Origin of the sequence: Arenibacter latericius DSM 15913 (genome assembly GCF_000424985.1) — a bacterium.
Classification (GTDB): domain Bacteria; phylum Bacteroidota; class Bacteroidia; order Flavobacteriales; family Flavobacteriaceae; genus Arenibacter; species Arenibacter latericius.
In genome coordinates, this window is the sequence record NZ_AUKX01000023.1 from 18722 (window position 1) to 40942 (window position 22221).

Sequence of the window (22221 nt, forward strand, 5' to 3'; positions counted from 1 at the left end):
TAACAGTCAATTTAAAATAACGCTACATAGCATTGATCGTATTGTTTCAATTAAAATATTTCTTTATAAATATACGCTGATAAAGAACAAAGCTCCTTCTACTTTTTACAGGTAAAAGGAGCACGCCCTTATCAACTTTTCAATAAACTCCTAGCTGTTAGGAGAATAAAAAGTATTGATTAATACCCGTTGTTATCTGTTCCTAAACTTGGGTTTCGTTGAATTTCCTGTTCAGGAAGCGGTAATAGCATATGTTTTTCTTCAATTACCTTTCCTTGAGATGTAACATGTCCTATTGCATTTACAAAACTAACTACCCCTGGGCTACTGGCTACAGGGAATTTTCTTGTACGAACAATATCAAACCAATTTTGAAATTCAAACACCAATTCTCTGTGTCGTTCTACCCATACTTCCTCTACAAACTCATCGACACCTAGTCCAGACAAAGACTGATTTATAGTTGCGATATCCGTATTCCAATAGGCTCTTCCACGAACTTGAGAGAGATAATTCACTGCATCAGCGTTTACTCCTGACGACTTTGCAATAGCCTCTGCAGCAATTAATAATACATCAGCATAACTTAACATAGCCTGATCTTTCCCAGACAGGGCGGTATCAAACATTGCCTCGTCATCATGCCAAATATAAGGTGAAGGAGGAAAGGTTTTATTAGTTCCCTCCAAGGTAGTATGAAAATATTGCTTTTCCTGTGCTCTTAAGTCATTAACAGGATCATAAAGATCTAAAAAACTGCTAGCTGGCTGATAGGCACCGTTGGCGATATCGTATAATACGTCTTGGGAAAACCCTGTTGGATAAGAATACCTAGGAAAAGTAGAAGGTGAAATCGCAGCATCAAACTCCTTAATATAAATATGTTCTTCTGCAGATGCATCTGCCTTTCTTATTTTGTTATAAGCTGAATTCCCAAAATCCAATTCACCTGGATTCAATTCATCATGCTGAACAAGACTATAGGTACCATAAACTCCATTGATTATATCTTGGGCCAATTCAGCGGCGTCCCCATAACGATTCGCATTAAGTGGCGAACCACTCATAGTGAGATATACCTCGGACAATAATGCTGCCACTGCTCCTGCAGTGATACGTTTTCCGTTATTTACCATCGTAGCCGTAGATAACCCACCGTTTTCCAAAGCATCTTTTAGATCTGACTCAATCAAAGCATAAACTTCAGCGACTGAACTTCTTTCTAAATATAGGTTATCTAAAGAATTATAAGGTTCAGTCGTTAGAGGAATAGGACCAAAAAATCTCACTAGATAATAATAAGCATAAGCTCTAAAAAACTTAGCCTCACCAATTAATTGGCTACGTTCTTCATCTGAAAGACCTGGTGTTTCAGGAATGTGTTTTATAGCATTATTGGCCCTAGAAATCCCTAGGTACAACTCTCTCCATCTTCCCTGTAAATAATCCCCAATATTATCTCCATTAAGTGTTAGTTGTTGAGTATTGCTAACATGTAATTCCTGACCGGCATATTCATTAGAAAAGAAACCCGACATGTAGGCACCTAACATTACTGGAATTCCACTATAGACACCACCATCAGTCATATTTGGGGCACCTGTTCTATAAAGTGAATTAACCGCACTATACGCTTGGTCTGGTTCACTAAAAAATTGATCGGACGCTAATTCACTTAACGGCTCCTCATCTAAAAAATCGGAACAAGCACTTAAACTTGCTACTATTAGCAGTAATAAAATATATTTTATTTTCATGATATACACTCTTTATATTTAGAATTAAAACTTAAGACTACAACCCAAAGTAAAAGTTCTTGGTTTAGGGTATTGGAAGAAAAAGATATTCTGCCCCCATTGGTCACCCCCCCAGGAAGTTGCCTCTGGATCGTAACCTTGAAAATCTTTAGAATGGATTACAAATGCATTTTCCAAACTTGCATATACTCTTAAGTTGTTCAACCCCATACTTTCCAAAGCAGCTTCATTAAAACTATAACCTAATGAAAAAAGATTACCTCTTATATAGGATCCATTAGCAATCCAGTGACTATCTACCTGGCTATTTTGTCCAGCATAAGACTGGTTTCTTATCTCTTGAACCATGGTGTTTTGATTTTGCTCCGTCCAACCATCATATAAAATAGTGGCCAAGCCGTTAGCAATTCCAGACCTGTCTTCTGTAGAATGGTAGAACTGCTGCATGATATCTACACCACCCACAAATTGTATATCCGCTGTAAAGTCAAAATTCTTATAGTTAAAAGTATTAGAGAAACTACCTGTAAAATCTGGCAATCCCTTTCCTAAAATTTTCTTTTCTTCAGAACGTTTTGCTTCTCCTGGTAAGGCACCAACTAATGCAGCCTCTTGTGCCTCATCCGTACCCCAAGTTCCTAGACGCTCATACCCCCAGAATGAACTTAAAGATTCTCCAACTCTTAAAATGGTCTGACTTCCCGAAACCCAGTTTGGACCAGGTAAAATATCTTCGTCATTTTCCCCCAAGTTTTTAATAGTGTTTTTGTTGTAATTTATATTAAAAGAAGTTTGCCAATTAAAATCTGGATTAGAAATGTTCTGTGTTACTAACATGGCTTCTATACCTTCGTTAGAAACCGCACCAATATTATCCCTTACGGAAACAAACCCCGTAGCATATGGCACTGGCCTATCTAATAATAAATCTGTGGTTTCCTTATAATAATAATCAAACTCAAATCTTAACCTATTATTAAAGGCTCCGAAATCTATCCCAATATCCAATTGACTTGTTTTTTCCCATTCCAAATCTGGGTTAGATAATCTGTTTACAGAACTTGCTGCTACTCTAGTTCCGTTGAGCAAAATGGTTCCGGTAGAAACGGTTGCCAAAGAACTATAAGCGGGAATTTCAGTATTACCTGTTATACCATAGCTAGCTCTTAGCTTAAGTCGGTTAATAATTTCACTATCACTTAAAAAGTCCTCTTCAGACATCATCCACCCTAATCCTGCAGAAGGGAAGAATCCGTACTTGTTATTTGTTCCAAATCTAGAAGAGCCATCCACCCTACCTGTTAGGGTAACCATATATTTATCCTTAAGCGTATAACCCGCTCGTAAGAAATAGGAATTTAACGCCCATTTACTATAATTAGAAACCGGAGCGCTTGGGTTACTAGCCGCACCGATATTATTATATTTAAAGAAATCATCACTAAATCCACGAGCTTGAATATCTGAAGACTCAAACATATGCTCCTGCCAGCTTAATCCTAGCATACCATTAAATCTGTGATCGTCTATTTCTTTCTGATAGGTTAAATAGTTTTCTTGCTGCCAATAGGTACTCTTGGAATTATAGACTCTTGCGAATCCATTTGGAGCCGAAATATTTACCAAATCACGTGGAGAATACTCCTGTTTATTATTGATGCGTTTATCGAAACCAAATTGCGTTCTAAACTCTAATCCAGGTAGAATCGTAAATTTAGCGAAAGCATTCCCAAATATCTGGTTCCTTTCCCATAGTCTTTCCTGGGTTTCTAACACGTGTACCGGATTAGCCATAGCTTCTAGGTTATAGGCATCCTCAATATCAAAACTATTACTATAGGTACCATCAGGAAACTTTACAGGAAATATCGGGGGCATTTCTATCATGGTACGTCTTGGCACCTGGCCTCCGCCTCCTTCTTCAAATTCCTTTTCCTTAACATTATTTACCAAAAGATTGACACCAAAAGACAACCAATCCTTTGGACTAATATCATAAGCAATTTTTCCACTTATTCTATCAACATCATTATTCAACATTATTCCTTCCATGTGGGAATAATTTAAAAAGGCACCTATTGATGATTTATCATCACCACTTTGAATACTTAATTGATGGTTATTAGAGATTGCAGTCCTGGTGGCTTCATCCTGCCAATCGGTATCATATAAAGGCTTTCCACTAGAATCAAACAATCTTGGGTCATTAGTTGTAAACACGGGCACCGGACCATCTGGTCTATATTTCGGAGTGTTTTCCATACCAATCCTAACTACGTCCAACCACTCTTCAGCATTCAATAGATCCATTTTATTTTGCATCTGTCCAACACTAATAAAGCCATCGTACCCAATTGTCATTCTTCCACTCTGGGTACCCCTTTTAGTGGTAATCAATACCACCCCGTTAGCTCCACGAGCTCCATAAATAGCAGCAGAGGAAGCATCTTTCAATACCTCCATACGCTCAATATCATTCGGATTTAGGTATTTAATGTCCTCCATAGCTACACCATCTACTACATATAAGGGATTTGAAGATGAATTAATAGTACCTACTCCCCTAATGACGATTTTAGGCTCTCCGGATGGAGATCCAGAATTGAGAAACACATTAACTCCAGCTACTTTACCTTGTAGACCTTGAAGCGAGTTGTTTACAGGAGCCTTTAAAAGATCCTCGTTACTCAACACCCCTACAGCACCTGTTAGATCAGATTTTCTTTGCGTTCCATAACCAACAACAACAACCTCATCCAAGCTAGCTGCCTCAGCCTGCATGACCACTTCAATATTGCTTTGGTTACCCACCAAAACCTCATAACTGGCAAAGCCTATGGATGAAAAAACCAATATGTCGTCTGAATTTGCTACAATGTTAAACACCCCATCAAAATCGGTCGCAACACCTTTTGTAGTCCCTTTTATAACCACACTAACTCCTGGTATTGGAGTTCCATCAGTGTCCTTAACGGTTCCAGAAACTTCATTTTGAACAGGTACAGAATCTATAGGTTCCGCACTTATGTGCTTTTTAGACGTAAGTCGAATTTGTCTATTATTATAGATGTTGTAAGAAATTTGAGAATTTTTAAATAATTCATTAAGTACTACATCTATAGTTTTATTTTTTACTTGGATCGATACTTTTTCATCCAATGATATATTTTTATCACGATAAAGGAATCTAAATTCAGTATCTGACTCTATTTTGTTCAAAGCTTCTTCCAAACTAACATTTTCGAGTTTTAAAGATATTTTGGTGTTTTCGGCATAACTATTTGCCTGCATTTTAAAAAGTGAAAACAAGAGCAGTAACACCGTAAGTTTTGCCCTTAGGTTAATTTTAATAGGACAGGTTAATAACATCCCATTAGGATTATTCTTTTCCATAATTTTAATTAGTTATTGTTAATTTTAATAAACGGTCACTTTATTTTTAAAAATGAGAAAGATTGGATATCCCATTTTGTTATACTAAATGATATAAGTTAATTACTGTCACAACATAATTTGAGCGATTTTAGGGGTTTATAATTATTTTTTTATTACTTACGGAATAGCTAAATGGCCGTTCCAATTTGAAATAATCCATCACGTTAGTAATACTTTCAATTTCTATATTAAAAGATGCTGTAAAGATTTCTTTGTCTAAAAATTTATCATTATTAATGATCTCCACACCGTAACTCCTCTCCAATCCTTTTATAATATTTTCAAAGGACATACTCTTAAATATCAATTCCCCATCCATCCAACTAGTAAAAAGATTAACGTCCACTTCTTTAATATCGAAGCTTCCCTCTTCACGGCTATATGATGCCATATACCCAGGTGTTAATATAGAACCATTATTAGGGTCGTTTGTATTATAAAACTGAACCGAGCCTTCGGTTAATACAGTAGAAATATCAGGGTCTCCTGGATAAGATGAAATATTGAACTTAGTGCCTAATACCTTAACTCCCATTTCATTGGAAATAACAGAAAAAACTTGTGTAGAATCTTTAGCTACACTAAAAAAGGCTTCACCTTTTAAAAACACCTCACGTGGATGACCTTTAATAAAACTAATAGGATACCTCAAGGAGCTACCCGAATTAAGACTTACCTGCGTACCATCTGCCAAATAGACTCTATATTTTTTACCGTTGGGAACATAGAGTTCATTGTATATAAGACTAGTTACCCGCGCATTGTCCTTATATTTTAAGACTCCTTTATGTTGATTCACAAAAGTCATCCCCTTAGAGTTCTTAATTTCTGTACTATTCGCAGGATCTATCTCTATAAAACTTCCATCTTCCAAACGTAGCGAAATTGCATCCATTGGCAACTTATATTCAGAAGTGTACCCTGGAGCAGGCTGCTGATAGAAAAAATACGTAAGACCCAAAATCCCTATAAAAACCGCAGCTATCCTAAGTATAAAACTAAACTGAAAGTTACTATTATAAGCACCCGTAATTTTTCTTAAATCCTGTTTCTTGCTCCTATCAAATTCCTTTCGCAACTTTCTACGTCTGAGAACATTTTTTTTATCCCTAAGGTTTTTAAGAATATAGGCTTCATCCTCCTCATCAAAATGGGATTTTAAATCAATAACATCTTCACTATCCCCTCTTAAAATGGACAATGCCAATCTTTTCGACAATGAAAATATTCTCTTTAATCTAGTCATCTATAAATGATATAAGAAATGAAAATTATAATTCCTTTATATTCTAAGACGACAAAAAAATTGGTGTGGGTGAAAAAAATGATAAAATTTATTATTTCATAAGCTAAACAATAGCAAAATATGAAATATATCATTTTTTAGTAATAGTTTTAATTTACGATACGCAACCTTTTTCTGCGATTTAATAGTATTCACTGAGACTTGAAGACGTTCAGCTATTTGATCATTGGTTAAACCTCGCATTCCTAATTTAATCACCTTTTTATATTTTTTAGGAATTGAGTTTAGAGCTTTATCAACTTTTTCAGAAGTTTCTACCAACAACACCTCTCTAGTAAAAAAAGATTCACCTTCCAAATGCATAATATCCATACCTAGACGTTGTGATTTCGTTTTAGAATAGCTGCTTTTTAGAAAGTCCAAACACTTATTTCTAACCGCAGTATATAAATAAGATTTTGCGGCCGCTTTATCTTTAATCATTATCTTTTTCTGCCATATATTCACAAACACATCCTGAACTACATCTCTAGAATCCTCTGAGTTTTTCAAATATCCTTGTGCAAACAAACAGAGCGGTGTATAAAGCGCTTCAAATAATTGCTTGTATTCCTTCGGTGTAAATGAAATATTTTCCTTAGACAAATTTGAGGGTAATAAAAATCAATTTGAACTTGTGTTAAAAATGTCGAATTGGAACCTATTAAAAATTCTTCATTTGTTCCATCGCCTCTTCTACAGTGGCTACAGGAAGTTTACAGGTATGATCTTGACATACATATATATAAGTCCCATCATCTGCATAGCGTTCTTTAAAAAGAGGTAACTCGCTATCTTTAGCACTTCCTACTATCAAGGTATTAGGTAAATATTCACGATGCAGTCCTCCTAGCAAGCTATTGGCATTATCCCCTACCACAGCTATCTCAAAAAAGGGATAAACCGATTTTAATAACAACGAATTCCATTTAGCATAGTTATAGGCATTTGTCTCAATCACGGGAACCATTGCAGATAGCATTTCTTTAGCCTTATTGGTTGCCTCTTTATTATATTCGATGTGACCTAATAGCAATAGATTTTCTGCCATTATAGAATTTGGAGAAGGTAACACCCCATCATCAGTCATGACGATTTTTGAAATTAGTTCTTCATCCGCGTTATAGGTAAACATGCCCGAATGTTCATCATTAAATTTATCTTGTGCAACCTCCATCAATTTCTGAGCAAATTCTAAATACTCATCAGCCATGGTGCTGCTATATAATTTTAGCGATGCATTGGCCAAAAATGCATAATCTTCCAAAAATCCCTGATCTATCTTACTTCCTTTTTTATAAGAATGAACCAAATGATCTCCTTTTAGCCCATTTTTTTTAAGAAAGTGAAACACCTCTTCGGCTTTTTCCAAATAAGAAACTTCTCCAAAGGCATTATAGGCATCTACAAGTCCATTTATTAAAAGAGCATTCCAAGAAATGATAATCTTATCGTCTATCTGCGGCCGTACCCTCTTATTTCTAACCTTTAGTAATTTTTCTTTCCACTCCTCTCTATGTTGTTCTAATTCGCTTTGCGACAATCCATTTTTCTGAGAAAACTCATCATCATGAAAGGTGCGGGAAAGCACATAGTTGTCCTTTTCCCAAATGTTGGAAGGTTTTATTCCAAAGTATTCCGAAAAGAGCGGAAATTCTGCACCCAAAGCAGATTTCAGTTCCTGCTCTGTCCACACATAGAACTTCCCTTCCTCTCCTTCGCTATCAGCATCAATTGCGGCGTAATACCCGCCTTCAGGACTTTTCATCTCCCGATCTAAAAAAGTGATGGTTTCCTTAACAATATTTTTAAACAATGGGGCTTTAAACACCTTATATCCTTTAGAATAGAGACTCAGCAATTGCGCATTATCATACAGCATTTTTTCAAAATGAGGCACTTTCCATTTAGAATCGGTACTATACCTATAAAAACCTCCTGCCAATTGATCGTACACCCCACCCATAGCAATCTTATCCATAGTAGTCTCTACATAATCTCTACTTTCAGTATCCTTAGCAAGAAGAGAATAGTCTAGAAGAAAATCTAAATTTACGGGTATCATAAATTTCTGTACTCCCTTATTACCGCCCCATTTTAAATCCCATTCCGACTTCCATTTCTCCACACTTGTTTTTAATACCTCTTGAGTTAAAACCCCTACATCTGAATTTGGTGAGATTAGATTAATATTCTGAATCTCCTTAGCTACCATATCAGCATATTCATTGGCTTTTTCAGGTTTTTCCTTATATAATGCACTTATATCTGCAAGCACTTTGCTCCACTGTTCCTTAGTGTGATAGGTACCACCATAAATTGGTTTGCCATTGGGAAGGGTTATTACGTTTAACGGCCATCCCCCATTCCCTTTTAGCAACTGTAAGGCAGTCATATAAATATGGTCAACATCTGGGCGCTCTTCCCTATCCACTTTTATATTAATAAAATTCTCATTCATTAATTTAGCAACCTCCTCATCTGCAAAGGTCTCCTCTTCCATAACATGGCACCAATGGCAAGAAGAATAGCCAACACTCACCAATACCAATTTATTTTCTTTTTTAGCCTGTTCTAAGGCTGCGGGACTCCAAGCTTTCCAATTTACCGGGTTATGGGCGTGTTGTAGAAGGTAAGGGCTAGTTTCATTAATAAGTTCATTAGTGTACTTATGGTTTTCAGCCTGACTTTTACCGTTGGAACAGGAGAAGAAAATAAAGGCCATAGCTAATAGTATTGAGTTTATTGATAATCTCATAATATGGTTGGTTGTAATCATATGTATTGCAAGTTAAGATGCTAAAATCATCTTATCGGGCAACAAAATACAAGATTTTAAATTATGTATAAGCAAACGACCATCTTTTAACGTAACTCGACTTATCCTTTCATATAAAGAATACACCCTTACCATTAAAAAAGCACAAAAATTTATTGACGTTGGGGTTATGTAGTAATTAAAATACTATGGAAACTAATCCAAGATTTTGTTTTAGTTGGCTTTAGATTAACACCTACTATTGGAGTTTACAGCTATGTGTAAATAAAGATTTTAAGCAGTGAGTTTTCTTTGCTATCATCTACTTAACATATATTAAAACATATTGAACAAAATTTACCTACATCGTTATAATAGATAAAAGGACACAGTTCTTTTAGTTTTACGTTTTACATTAGTATTTTTATCCTTAATAAATAGCCACACCTTATATTTAATGAAGAAAATAGTCACCTTTGGAGAAATTCTCCTCAGATTATCTACAGAAAGACATTTGCGGTTTTCGCAAGCAACCAATTTTAATGCTACTTATGGCGGGGGCGAATTTAATGTTGCCGTTTCCCTTGCTAATTTTGGGATGGAAACAGAATTCGTTACCAGACTGCCTCAGAATGATATTGGTGATTGTGCCTTACAGGAAATTCGGAAATATAAAGTAGGAACAGATCACATCATTTTTGGAGGTGATAGATTGGGTATCTATTTTTTAGAAACCGGGGCAGGTACCCGAGGTAGTAAGGTGATTTACGATAGAGCAAATAGTGCAATTGCTACTATAGCCCCAGAAACTATAGACTGGGAAACTGTTTTTGGCGATGCCCAGTGGTTTCATTGGAGTGGGGTTACTCCCGCCATATCTAGTAATGCCGCAGCAATCTGTTTAGAAGCGGTAAAAGCTGCTTATAAAATGGGACTTACCATCTCCTCGGATTTAAATTACCGATCCAAACTCTGGAAATATGGAAAGGAACCTAAAGATATAATGCCAGAGTTATTGCAGTATAGCCATATAATCCTAGGAGATTTAGATACTGCCTTTTTTATGACCGGGAAAGAAAAGAAAGATCCTAATTACCAGGATATAACTTCTTTACCTAAACTTTACGACGAGTTGTTTAAAAGTTTTCCCAATTTAAAATTTGCATCCACTACACTACGATATTCTATTAGTGCTTCCCATCAAAATATTGGAGGTATTTTATATGATGGAGCGTCTATTTTTAACGCTAAGACAAGGGAAGTTACTCCTGTAGTAGACCGTGTAGGAAGCGGCGATGCGTTTATGGGCGGATTAATTTATAGCCTGATTACTAATCCGCAAGAAAAGCAAGCAGCCATTGATTTTGCTACCGCTGCATGTTGCTTAAAGCATACCATTTCAGGCGATTTTAATTTGGCTACCATAAAAGAGATAACACAATTGGCTTCCGGGAATACTTCGGGAAAAGTAAGTCGATAATATAAAACACAACAGCATGTCACAATTTTCAAGAATAGAAGTTGCATCCTTAATGAAAGAAACGGGACTTGTTCCACTATTTTACCATCCTGATATTGACTTAGGGAAAAACATATTAAAAGCCTGTTATGATGGGGGCGCAAGGTTAATTGAATTTACGGCTCGTGGCGATTTTGCCCATGAAGTTTTTGCTGAACTCAATAAATTTATCATCCAAGAACTTCCGGGAATGGCTATGGGAGTAGGTTCTATTACCGATTCTGCTGCCGCTTCCCTCTATATGCAGATGGGAGCGAATTTTGTGGTAACCCCTTCCCTACGAGAAGATATCGCTATTGTCTGTAATCGTAGAAAAGTGCTTTGGAGCCCTGGTTGTGGTTCTGTTACAGAAATTAACAAAGCTGAAGAAATGGGATGTGAAATAATTAAACTATTCCCAGGCGCCAATTTTGGGCCTAATTTTATAAAGGCTATTAAAGGCCCCCAACCTTGGACTAGCATTATGCCTACCGGTGGCGTTACTTTGGAAGAATCTAATCTACGGGCTTGGTTTAATGCCGGAGCAACCTGCGTGGGTATGGGATCTAATTTAATTAGTAAATCCGTCTTGGTTAATAAGGATTATCAAGGGCTAGAAAATACCGTGAAGCAAACTCTGGCGCTTATAAAAAAAGTCCGAGGTTCCTAGCTATGCTTTTAAAAACCAACTCTTAAAGTTTAAGAGGGGAGCGATTTCCTTATCCCTAGTTCTAGGCCACGGAGTTCTGCTAACCCTCTTAATCTACCGATAGCCGAATATCCTGGGTTCGTTTTTTTCCTAAGATCATCTAACATCTTATGTCCGTGATCTGGTCGCATGGGCATTCTTAAATCCTTTCTGCCCATTGCCTTGCGTTTTTTTTGTTCTAAAATGAGCGCTTTTAACACCCCATACATATCCACGTCACCCGCCAGATGGTCGGCCTCATGAAAATTCCCTTCATTATCCCGTTCCGTACTTCTTAAATGCATAAAGTGTATCCTATGCCCTAGCCTCTCTACCATTCCTACTAGGTCATTATCTTCCCTTACCCCAAAAGACCCCGTACAAAAAGTAAGTCCATTACTAGGACTATCTACCGCATTAAAGAGGTCTAGGATATCCTGTTCTGTACTCACCACCCTTGGCAATCCCAAAATAGGGTATGGTGGATCATCTGGGTGGATACACATCCTCACCCCGCTTTTCTCTGCAACCGGAATAATATGCCTTAGGAAATCGATTAAATGTTGTTTTAATTCCTTTGGGCCTATTTGATAATAAGTAGCTAGAATCTCATTAAATTCTTTTAAAGTATACCCTTCTTCTGCTCCTGGAAGTCCGGCGATAATATTATTAATCAGTTGATTTTTATTCTTATCGGAGATTCCCTCTAGATAAGTTTTGGCATCCTCCTGCTCTGTTTTGGAATACTCTTTTTCTGCACCTGGACGTTTTAGTAAGAAAAGTTCAAAAGCGGCAAAGGCAATTTTCTCAAATCGCAAGGCCGTAGATCCGTCCTCTAGCTCATAATCTAAGTCAGTTCTAGTCCAATCTAAAACGGGCATAAAATTATAGCAGATGGTATCTATTCCACAACTCGCTAAATTAAGAATAGTGGTCTTGTAATTTTCCACATACTTCATATAATCGCCCCTTTGGGTCTTAATATCTTCATGCACTGGAATACTTTCTACCACGGACCAACTTAATCCAGCAGCCTCAATCATTTCTTTGCGAGCCTGTATTTCTTCTACTGGCCATACAGCTCCATTAGGAATGTGGTGTAGCGCAGTTACAATTCCGGTAGCGCCTGCTTGTTTTATATCCGCTAAGGAGACGGGGTCGTTAGGCCCATACCATCTCCATGTTTTTTCTAATGAGATTTCCATAATTCAATTGTGGTAAAATAGTCAAGACACCTCTCAATTTCTTATTTTTGTATACCTAGTGCCAAATTAAGTCAATAATGGCTACAAGATACAGATTTGGTAGACTTTCACAAAGGGAGTTTTTAAAGAAGCATTTACTATTTTTAAGTTATGAAAATTGCAAAATAAGTTAGAAGTATCACCACAAAGAGAGAAATCATTATTTATGACGTGTTTCAAGCAAAAACAGCTCATAAAATTTAAGCATTTCAATTGTTTGCAGTACTTTTATGGATTAAACCAATAATGAACTAAAAAATCGAGTTATAGATGATTAAGAGTGAAATCGATAAGGCAACCAGTTTTGAAAAACGGTTTGAAAAAGTAAACACAGTAATTTTTGAAAATTCAGAAGTCGCCTCTAAAGCGGTAGCAGCAGAAATTGCTGCACTAATCAGAAAGAAGCAGGAGGCTAATGAAATGTGTGTGCTTGGACTTGCTACAGGTTCTTCGCCAAAAAGATTATATGCGGAGTTGGTTCGCTTACATAAGGAAGAGAATCTAAGTTTTAAGAATGTAATTACTTTTAACTTAGATGAATATTATCCTATGGAGCCAGACGCCATACATAGTTATGTGCGATTCATGAAGAAGCTTCTATTTGATCAAGTAGATATAGATCCTAAGAATTGTCATATCCCAGATGGAACACTTTCAAAAGAAGATATAGCAGATTACTGTAAGGAATTTGAAGCCAAAATCGATGCTTTAGGAGGAATTGATTACCAAATTTTGGGAATTGGTGGAAATGGACATATTGGTTTTAACGAGTCTGGATCTTTACCTAACTCCAAGACTAGATTAGTAACACTAGATCATATCACTAGGGTTGCAGCAAGTAAGGATTTCCAAGGTTTAAACAATACCCCAAAGACAGCTATTACTATTGGAATTAAGCAAATTATTCAAGCTAAAAAGGTGGTTCTATTTGCTTGGGGAGAAGGAAAATCTAACATTATTAATAGATCTGTAGAAGGACCTATTACAGAGCAGGTTCCTGCCTCCTACTTACAAGATCATTCTAATTGCGTTTTTGTTATAGATAAAGGTGCTTCATCACAACTTACTAGAATAAACTCTCCTTGGATTGTAGAGAAAGTAAATTGGGATGCTCAGTTAATTAAAAAGGCCGTTGTTGGTTTAGCTTCAAAACTAAATAAACCTGTCCTTATGTTAACGGAAGCAGATTATATTGAAAATGGAATGAGCGACCTATTAACTGATGTAGGTGATGCATACGATATCAATATTCGCATATTTAATAAATTACAGCATACTATTACTGGTTGGCCAGGTGGTAAACCAAATGCAGAAGACACTAATAGACCAGAACGTGCTGAGCCTGCTAAAAAACGTGTACTTATATTTAGTCCGCATCCAGATGATGATATCATTAGTATGGGAGGAACTTTTATGCGACTACATGATCAAGGTCATGAGGTACATGTAGCCTATCAAACGTCTGGAAATATCGCCGTAGCGGATGACGAAGCATTAAGGTTTTCTAATTTCGTAGTAGATTATAATCGCTCCTTCGGATTAGATAATGATAAGTCTCTTGAAATCTACAAAAAAGCGAATAAGTTTATTCAGAACAAAAAGACTAGTGAAATAGACATTCCTGAAGTAAGGGAAATTAAAGGAATGATCCGAAGAAGTGAGGCTAAAGCTACTAGTTATTATGTAGGCCTTACCGATGATCAAATTCATTTCAACAATCTTCCTTTCTACGAAACTGGAACTATAGAAAAAAATCCTTGGGGAGAAGAGGACATTAAAATCACCATGGACTTAATCAAGAAGGTTAAGCCTCATCAAATCTATGCTGCTGGAGATTTAGCGGATCCACACGGAACGCATAAAGTTTGTTTAGATATTATTTTTGAAGCTTTAAGACGACTAAAACCAGAATCATTTATGGATGATTGTTGGGTGTGGTTATACAGAGGAGCATGGCAAGAATGGGATATTGAGGATATAGAAATGGCTGTTCCTATGAGTCCTAGTCAGGTATTAGCTAAGCGATATGGAATCTTTAAACATCAATCTCAAAAAGATGGTGTGGTTTTCCAAGGTTCGGATTCTAGAGAGTTCTGGCAACGAGCAGAAGACAGAAACAGAGAAACTGCCATGAAGTATGATGAGTTAGGATTAGCACATTATGCTGCAATGGAAGCATTTGTACGCTATAAGTTTTAAATAAACCTTATATAAATTTTTAAAAGTGGCTGTCCCCAAAAGACAGCCACTTTTGTTTTTAATGAATAGGCATAAAAACTAAGCCAGAAGAATTCAATTTAAAACTCCAATTCAAAATACAAACTACTTGATTCTTGCTCCTCTGTTAAAGCTTCTCCTTTTATAAGCTCTCCAACTTCATTAAAAAGTGTCATGTTAATCTTCCAATATCCAGTCATGGTCAAGGATAATTTTCCAATATAGCATTTAGTAGTCTCATCATAGGTCAGATCTTTATTATTTGGCGAACTATGGTTGCCCATTCCTGGCATACGAGGATCTATCCCTACCTTAAAATCTTTCACTACTGAGAAAGTCATCATATCCTCCATTTTAAACAAAACGGCCTTAAAATCGTTGATGGTTACTTCTGGAGTTTTGGGTGATACCATAGCTAAAACATATTTTGTTTCATCATTACCTAAGAAAGAAGTAACCTGCTGTCTTTTATCTTTAGGTGCTTTTACATCAATAACCTGTGTCGTGACATATTCCTTGCCATCAATTTTATAGTTGAATGTAATATCCCAAAACTCTTCAGAATTACTAGCCATTTGAAATACTAGAAAACCTTTAGAAATAGTATTGTTTTCCTTCATAATTGAAAGGTTCGATTTTGGAGCAGAATGCTTCATATTCATCATATGCATCATGGGAATCCAAGAAATTGTAGGGTTGGAAAAATATTCTCCTGTTACCTCATCCTTAATGCGGATCATAATCTCATTATACCCAATAATAAAATCTTGATTTTCTGCATAGAGCTCTATATGGTGACCATTGTCCTCTATTTTACTGATGAGATTATATTCTTCCAAGGGATTTATCACCAAAATGTTATCATCATTATCAGAAGAACAAGAACTAAAACCTAGAGTCAGTAATACTAAAACCAGTATAAATTTTAAATTTTTCATCGTATTTTATTTATTATTAATTATTTGCTATTAGTTTATTGCATAAGAGACAGTTACAAAAAAGTTTCTTCCCATTCTTGGAATATTTTTCCAATCGGAATAGGTGGAGTATTTCTTATCAAAAATATTTTCCATCCCAATTTTCGTGTACATTAGATCGTTATTAAAATTAAAGGTCTTACCTAGGGATAGGGAAAAAACAGTAAATGCCTTGGTTTGATCTTCGCCAAACTTAGAATTATAATGAACTTGTTTACCTGCACCTGTCATTCCTATTGTCCCAGAAAGTGACCCCTTATTATAGGTTAAACTACTTCGATAGGAGAATGGACTTATAAAAGGTAGGTTTTCCTTATGCTGATCTACTGCACGGTGATAGGACAACAAACTAGTCCATTTAAACTGGGAAAAAGGAATATATTCCATCTCCAAAGAAGTATTAAACAAATTGGCATACTCTAAATTTTTATAGACTTTTACACCCTCTGCACCAATTGTCATAACGCTAAGGTTGGGATCAACCTCTCCTATGATATAATCTGGAATATGGAAAAAATTAGCTTCAGCACTTAGCTTAAACTTCTCTTTTTTCCAAGAAATCTTAGCATTAACCTCCATAGACTTCTCATTAGCTAGCTCGGGATCTCCAATATAGTCATGGTTATCAAAACTGTTAAAGAGGTAAAATCCATATCCTTCTGAGACTGATGGTGCCCTGTCTCCGTAGGAAAGTCCAACATTTAAATGCCATGGCATCCACATTTTATGCCATTGCCCAGAGATACTTTTTAGGAAACGTGTTTTGGATTTTTGCATTTCTGGATAAAATATCCTTAAACTATTTAATCCAAATTCATCCGCCACATCCTGATTCTGAAGTGCGAGCCTAGTAGCCACTTTTAAGGTACTCCCTTTAAGCCCAATTTCATCCTCCACATAAAATCCTACATTAACTGTACGCACATCTGGCCAAGTAAGCATAAACATTGGTAGTTCCTCTGGAACATTGGGGTACATGGTCATCTCAGCCAGGGATTTATTATAGTAGCCATCCAATTTAAAAAGAAAGCTATGTTTTTTAATATGCGAACGAACTTCAGAGAAAAATCCATAGGTATCGCTCCATCCAGGCATATCCATGTGAATGGGCACATCTGGACGGTTAGTATCATCCATTATATGCGTTATAGTATTAAAATATAGTTTGGAGTTCCAGTTGAACAAGCTGCCAAACAAAGAATCTTGCTCAAACCCAATAGAAGTAATAACCCCTTGAGCCATAGAAACGTCCATCGGGAGTGCAGGGTAGCCTACATCCCTAGCATCATCAAAGATAATACTAGCCGCAAGGGATTGATGTTCATTAAGTTTATAGCCTGAGTTAATCGCAACATTAAACTTTTCAAATTGCGAAAAAGCGACCTCTTCTCCCCCACCAGCACTATAATTCTCTGCTTTCCGATAACTTAGATCTGCATCTATATAAAAATTAGACCTTGAATAATCTAGATTAACACCCCAAACGTTCATTTCATTATTACTTTCAAATCCCGTTTCCACGCCCCCTTGAAGCCCGGTATCCCTAAAATCACTCTTTTCTAATTGTAAATCAATAGCTCCTCCAATAGTAGACCCGTGTTTTGCACCTTGTTGACCAGAGGCAACGTATGCTTTCGCTAAATTAGAAACCTCCACATAAGATGTTATAGGATCCATTTTATCTGTACAGGCACCAAATATCTTCATTCCATCAATCGTTATGGATAGACGTTCAGAGAACATATTGTTTAAACTAGGTTCCCATGCATAAGCACCACGCTTAACCATGGTTACCTTTTTGGAAGACTCCAAATACTCTTCTAGAGTAGAAAGCGGTTTTGCTTGACGATGATAATCTAGTGTTTTCCTTGCAGATATAAGGATTACCTCATCCAAATTTACTGTGATTATAGAATCTTGAGGCAAAATCAATTCTTGCGCAGTAATATTTGTCATGCCTAAGATGACAAACCACTGCGTTAACCATTTTATTGTAGGTTGACACCATGCCATAGGTAAAGTAAATACCTTATGAGCACATTTTATAATAGTCATGTGACAATATTTAGATAAAACAATTTGTTAGACCCTAGTTAACTATAGGAGTATAACTCCTATTGAAAACCAAGAGATAAATTGAATTATCCCAGCTCTGGAGGCTGTGCAATATCTGAAGTAAACAATCTAGAGATTAAGACATTCTCCTTTTTAAAATTATGGACCACAAAATGTTCTCCAAAATCTAACCCACATTGTTCTACATCCAGATCTTCAGAATTAAAGAATTGGATATCAGTAAGTAAGCGCTTCCCATCGAAAGGGTTTTTATCCTCACTCTCCTTCTCTTTTGCTAATTGTTTGGATAAGTAACATTTTCCATCACAGTTTAAAGCGGGTCGATTTCTATTTTCACACAAATTAGTAACAATGTAGTCGTAGTTAACAATGTACTCAGCTAAAGGCCAGAATGGCTTTATTAGCATAAGAACAGTAACAAATAATACGACTTGTTTCATTTCTGACAATAATAGTTCGACAAGGGATTGAGCAATAATACAAACTCCCAAAGTTATTTCAAAGATATAACATAACATCAACTATAAAAGCTGACAAGTATCAGGTTATGGTTATTAATTCATAAAATAAATTCACTACCACTTAAATTAAGGATTATCTACACGCTCTAAATTCCTAAATATTACAAAAAGCCTCTTCTATATTTTAATGCTTTCTTACTAAACGAAATTGATATAGTATACTCCTTAGTTCCAATATGCTAAAACTAGGATTATCCTGTTTTTGCCAGCTTCACCTATGATTTTTCATAGGGCCCAACTATTTACCAATATCAATTATTAATTAAACACTCAACTTAATTAGGATAAATTTGTCCGAAATAAGAATATGAATTATATTTGTCCTAATCAATTTAAGTAACCTATGTTTTCTAAAGCTTGTGAATACGGTATAAAAGCAACAATATTTATTGCGCAAAAGTCCTTACACAAGACTCGTGTTAGTCTTAAGGAAATTGCAGCTGAAATTGGTTCTCCTGAAGCCTTTACTGCCAAAATCTTACAGTCTCTTGCTAGAAACGGCTTGGTGGAGTCGCACAAAGGTCCTACTGGAGGTTTTGAAATGGATAGGGCTAAGATGGATACCTTAAAATTATATGATATCGTAAATGCCATAGACGGAGATAATATTTTTGTTGGTTGCGGATTAGGCTTAAAACATTGTGACGCCAATAAACCCTGTCCCGTTCACGATAAATTTGTAGGAATAAGAGAAAATCTTACCCATATGCTAAAGAGCACTACCATGTATGAATTGGCATCGGGGCTAGATATTGGACTGACACAGTTAAAAAGATAAATTTTAAACAGTTCAACAAACTAAAAGTTCGTTTTAAAATAATAAAGGATAAAAAGGTATTAATATCGCAATATGAATAATAAACGCTCACTTATAACAGTACTAACGCTACTTTTGCCAATTCTCCTATTTCCACAAAACGCCGATATCAACACTGATAATTGGATAACGAGTCCAGGAATTATTGGAACAATTGTGCTTATTCTTATCGTATTCTTAGTTGCTATTATTATACTATTAGCAAAATTAAACACCTATGTAGATACCTATAAGTGGAAGCAACTACAAAAGAAAGATTTAGAATTTTCTGAAGAGATAATCGGCATGCGGGAAGATGAAATAGATCGTATTTTAGAAGGCCGAAAAAAGGCACTTAACTACAAATTATCAGGAGACGAATTAGGGAGTCAGCGAGCGGTTAAAGACCAAAAAGGATTAATAAACATGGTAACACATGAGCCAGAAAACCCCATGTTTGATGAGAAAAAAAACACTCCCATTGCATTAGAAACTCCAGAACCAATAAAGAAAATTGTAATTTATTATTTAGGAGCTGCAGTTTTCTGGTTAGTATTTGGAACCCTTATAGGTCAATATGTTGGTATGAAATTCGTATGGCCAGAAATGGACAGTCAGCCATGGCTTTCTTTTGGTCGCCTCCGCCCAGTACATACTAACGCGGTTTTTTGGGGGTGGGCTTCTTTAGCGATGATTGGCCTGGGTTATTTTGTAATTGCCCGTACTTCAAATACTGTTATCTACAATTACAAAAGCGCGTGGTATTCATTAATCCTTATAAACCTCGCAGTACTTTTAGGCAGCCTCTCATTAATGGCGGGTGTCAATAATGGAGGTGGGGAATATAGAGAATACATATGGCCAGTAATGCTACTTTTTGCGATTGCCATTATTGTAACATTTTGGAATTTTTACAAAACGGTTGCAACTAGAAAAATTAAAGATATATACGTATCCAATTGGTATATTCTAGCTGCATTAATATGGACTACTGTTTTGGCAATTATTGGGTATTTACCCAATTTTCAGGATGGGCTGGGAGAAACCGTGATTCAAGGTTACTACATGCACCAAGGAGTAGGTATGTGGTTTATGACCTTTACTCTTGGTTTAATATACTATTATCTTCCTTCTTCACTTAACAAGCCTATATATTCTTACTCTTTGGGAGTATTAGCTTTTTGGACACAAATGTTGTTCTATACTATGATTGGGACACACCATTTTGTGTTTAGCCCTCTTCCCTGGTGGTTACAGACTACCGCCATAGTATTTAGTGCCGGGATGTTTATTCCTGTTGTGGCGGGTACTACCAACTTTTTAATGACGATGAAAGGAAGCTGGAATCATATATCCAAGAGTTACGTACTACCATTCTTTTTAGTAGGCGTTATTTTTTACTTTGTAGGTTCTACCCAAGGAAGTTTACAGGCTTTCAGGTTTACCAACTACGTATGGCATTTCACAGATTTTAACGTGGCTCATTCCCATATGACCATGTATGGAATTATCACCTTTATCCTCTGGGCCTGTTTTTACACAATTTTACCAAAATTAACGGGAAAAGAACCCCCTCAGGTTTTTGTTGGTGCCCATTTCTGGTTAGCATTTATAGGGTTATTCGCCTATATGATGTCTTTAATGGCAGGAGGCACCTTAAAAGGGTTAAGCTGGATTGATGGCAATGCTTTTTTAGAGTCTGTTATTTTAATGAAACCATACTGGGTATGGCGTGCTATTGGTGGTTCCCTAATGTTTGTCTCGCACCTGGTTTTTGCCTATAACTTTTATTACATGGTAAACAATAAGAAACCTATTGAAAATTTAGATGCTCCAGTATTAGAGCGTGTGAATAACTAAAAACAAGAACGAAATGTTTGATTTTCATAAAAACCATAAAATACTTGTCCTTGCTGCTTTTTTAGGGTTTGTAACCTTAAGCTTTATAGTTGCAGTCTTTCCTGCCTATCAGATGCAAGATGTTGAACCTCTGCCGGGTCAGGTTCAATTAACGGATGATGAAAGAAAAGGGCTTAATCTTTATATTAAAGAAGGATGTGTGGCCTGCCATACCCAACAAGTTCGGAATATAGAAATGGATAATACTTGGGGAGATCGTCCCTCTATCCCATCCGACTATATTTTTAGTAAAGAACGAATGGATATATGGCGACAGTCACCTTCCCTTTTAGGAAGTGAAAGAACTGGGCCAGACCTTACGGATATAGGCAGAAGGCAACCTAGTGAAGCTTGGCACCTACTCCATTTATATAATCCGAGGACTGTGGTAAGAGAGTCTGTAATGCCTTCTTATCCCTGGTTATTTAAAGAGGTAGAAAGTGGTTCTGTAAAAGAGGATGATATAGTGGTAAATCTGCCTGAAGCATATGCAACACCATCTGGGAGAACGGTAATTGCTAAAGAGGAAGCCTTACAACTGGTAGCCTACTTACAATCCCTTAAGCAAGTAAAGTTACCAGACGGGCAAGTTGAAGAATTTATCCCAGCCTTAAAACAAACACAGACAGAAGGAGATAAAGCGAACCAAGGAAGTGCCAGTGCTTCTGGTATTAATGGAGCACAACTTTATAAGCAAGCCTGTGCTGTTTGTCACCAAGATAACGGAAAGGGAGTTGCTGGGGCTTTTCCTCCCTTAGCAGGAAGTCCAATTGTAAACGATGTTGACCCTGAGTTAATGATCCGGATTATTTTACAGGGTTATGATGCGCGTAGTGAATATGCAGCTATGCAGCCCTTCGCAGATCAATTATCCGATGCTGAAATAGCAGCAATTGCAAATCATGAACGTACAAGTTGGGGAAATAATGCACCAGAGATTACGGAAGAAGATGTAAGGAAACTACGTGAATTTGTGGAGAATCAACCAAGCAACTAAAATTGATAAAAAATAATGATATAAACGAAAGTGATGGAAAACTATTTACCCCGTTTAAATACACCATTTTTTT

At 36.4% G+C, this 22221-nt stretch carries 15 protein-coding genes; 6 read left to right on the plus strand and 9 right to left on the minus strand.

Annotation, left to right across the window (positions count from 1 at the left end; all coding sequences use genetic code 11):
* Positions 1–179: 179 nt before the first annotated feature.
* The 5 genes from H344_RS0109600 to H344_RS0109620 all read right to left on the minus strand — a co-directional run bounded on the left by H344_RS0109600 (position 180) and on the right by H344_RS0109620 (position 9235).
* On the minus strand, positions 180–1757 hold the full coding sequence (locus H344_RS0109600; protein ID WP_026810127.1) for a RagB/SusD family nutrient uptake outer membrane protein: 1578 nt from the start codon (positions 1755–1757) through the stop codon (positions 180–182).
* A gap of 24 nt (positions 1758–1781) precedes the next feature.
* Complete coding sequence (locus H344_RS0109605; RefSeq protein WP_026810128.1) at positions 1782–5150, minus strand: TonB-dependent receptor; 3369 nt, start codon at positions 5148–5150, stop codon at positions 1782–1784.
* Positions 5151–5280: 130 nt separating this feature from the next.
* Positions 5281–6438, minus strand: a complete 1158-nt coding sequence (locus H344_RS21020; RefSeq protein WP_051254241.1) for a FecR family protein — start codon at positions 6436–6438, stop codon at positions 5281–5283.
* A gap of 96 nt (positions 6439–6534) precedes the next feature.
* On the minus strand, positions 6535–7083 hold the full coding sequence (locus tag H344_RS0109615; protein WP_026810129.1) for an RNA polymerase sigma-70 factor: 549 nt from the start codon (positions 7081–7083) through the stop codon (positions 6535–6537).
* A 58-nt stretch (positions 7084–7141) separates the two neighbouring features.
* On the minus strand, positions 7142–9235 hold the full coding sequence (locus tag H344_RS0109620; protein ID WP_034256390.1) for a thioredoxin domain-containing protein: 2094 nt from the start codon (positions 9233–9235) through the stop codon (positions 7142–7144).
* Between the two features lie 457 nt (positions 9236–9692).
* Between H344_RS0109620 and H344_RS0109625 the strand changes: the two genes are divergently transcribed.
* Both H344_RS0109625 and H344_RS0109630 read left to right on the plus strand, forming a co-directional pair.
* Entirely contained in the window at positions 9693–10715 is a 1023-nt protein-coding gene (locus H344_RS0109625) for a sugar kinase (RefSeq protein WP_026810131.1), read from the plus strand.
* Between the two features lie 16 nt (positions 10716–10731).
* Positions 10732–11403, plus strand: coding sequence for a bifunctional 4-hydroxy-2-oxoglutarate aldolase/2-dehydro-3-deoxy-phosphogluconate aldolase (locus H344_RS0109630; protein WP_026810132.1), 672 nt, complete (start codon positions 10732–10734; stop codon positions 11401–11403).
* Positions 11404–11432: 29 nt separating this feature from the next.
* Here H344_RS0109630 and uxuA read toward each other — a convergent pair whose 3' ends face one another.
* Positions 11433–12626, minus strand: a complete 1194-nt coding sequence (gene uxuA, locus H344_RS0109635; protein WP_205667144.1) for a mannonate dehydratase — start codon at positions 12624–12626, stop codon at positions 11433–11435.
* Between the two features lie 309 nt (positions 12627–12935).
* On the opposite strand from uxuA, the gene nagB reads away from it, so the two are divergent.
* Positions 12936–14864: a glucosamine-6-phosphate deaminase gene (nagB, locus tag H344_RS0109640; protein ID WP_026810134.1), complete on the plus strand. Its 1929-nt coding sequence runs from the start codon at positions 12936–12938 to the stop codon at positions 14862–14864.
* Positions 14865–14962: 98 nt separating this feature from the next.
* Here nagB and H344_RS0109645 read toward each other — a convergent pair whose 3' ends face one another.
* From H344_RS0109645 to H344_RS21025, 3 genes are all read right to left on the minus strand, one after another.
* Positions 14963–15820, minus strand: a complete 858-nt coding sequence (locus tag H344_RS0109645) for a hypothetical protein (protein ID WP_026810135.1) — start codon at positions 15818–15820, stop codon at positions 14963–14965.
* A gap of 30 nt (positions 15821–15850) precedes the next feature.
* Positions 15851–17914, minus strand: a complete 2064-nt coding sequence (locus tag H344_RS0109650; RefSeq protein ID WP_240484966.1) for a TonB-dependent receptor plug domain-containing protein — start codon at positions 17912–17914, stop codon at positions 15851–15853.
* A gap of 86 nt (positions 17915–18000) precedes the next feature.
* Positions 18001–18375, minus strand: coding sequence for a hypothetical protein (locus tag H344_RS21025; RefSeq protein ID WP_157378221.1), 375 nt, complete (start codon positions 18373–18375; stop codon positions 18001–18003).
* A gap of 424 nt (positions 18376–18799) precedes the next feature.
* On the opposite strand from H344_RS21025, the gene H344_RS0109660 reads away from it, so the two are divergent.
* The 3 genes from H344_RS0109660 to H344_RS0109670 all read left to right on the plus strand — a co-directional run bounded on the left by H344_RS0109660 (position 18800) and on the right by H344_RS0109670 (position 22148).
* On the plus strand, positions 18800–19234 hold the full coding sequence (locus tag H344_RS0109660) for an RrF2 family transcriptional regulator (protein ID WP_026810137.1): 435 nt from the start codon (positions 18800–18802) through the stop codon (positions 19232–19234).
* Positions 19235–19306: 72 nt separating this feature from the next.
* Entirely contained in the window at positions 19307–21112 is a 1806-nt protein-coding gene (locus tag H344_RS19995) for a cbb3-type cytochrome c oxidase subunit I (protein WP_034256376.1), read from the plus strand.
* Between the two features lie 13 nt (positions 21113–21125).
* Complete coding sequence (locus tag H344_RS0109670; protein ID WP_034256377.1) at positions 21126–22148, plus strand: cbb3-type cytochrome c oxidase subunit II; 1023 nt, start codon at positions 21126–21128, stop codon at positions 22146–22148.
* Positions 22149–22221: the final 73 nt, after the last annotated feature.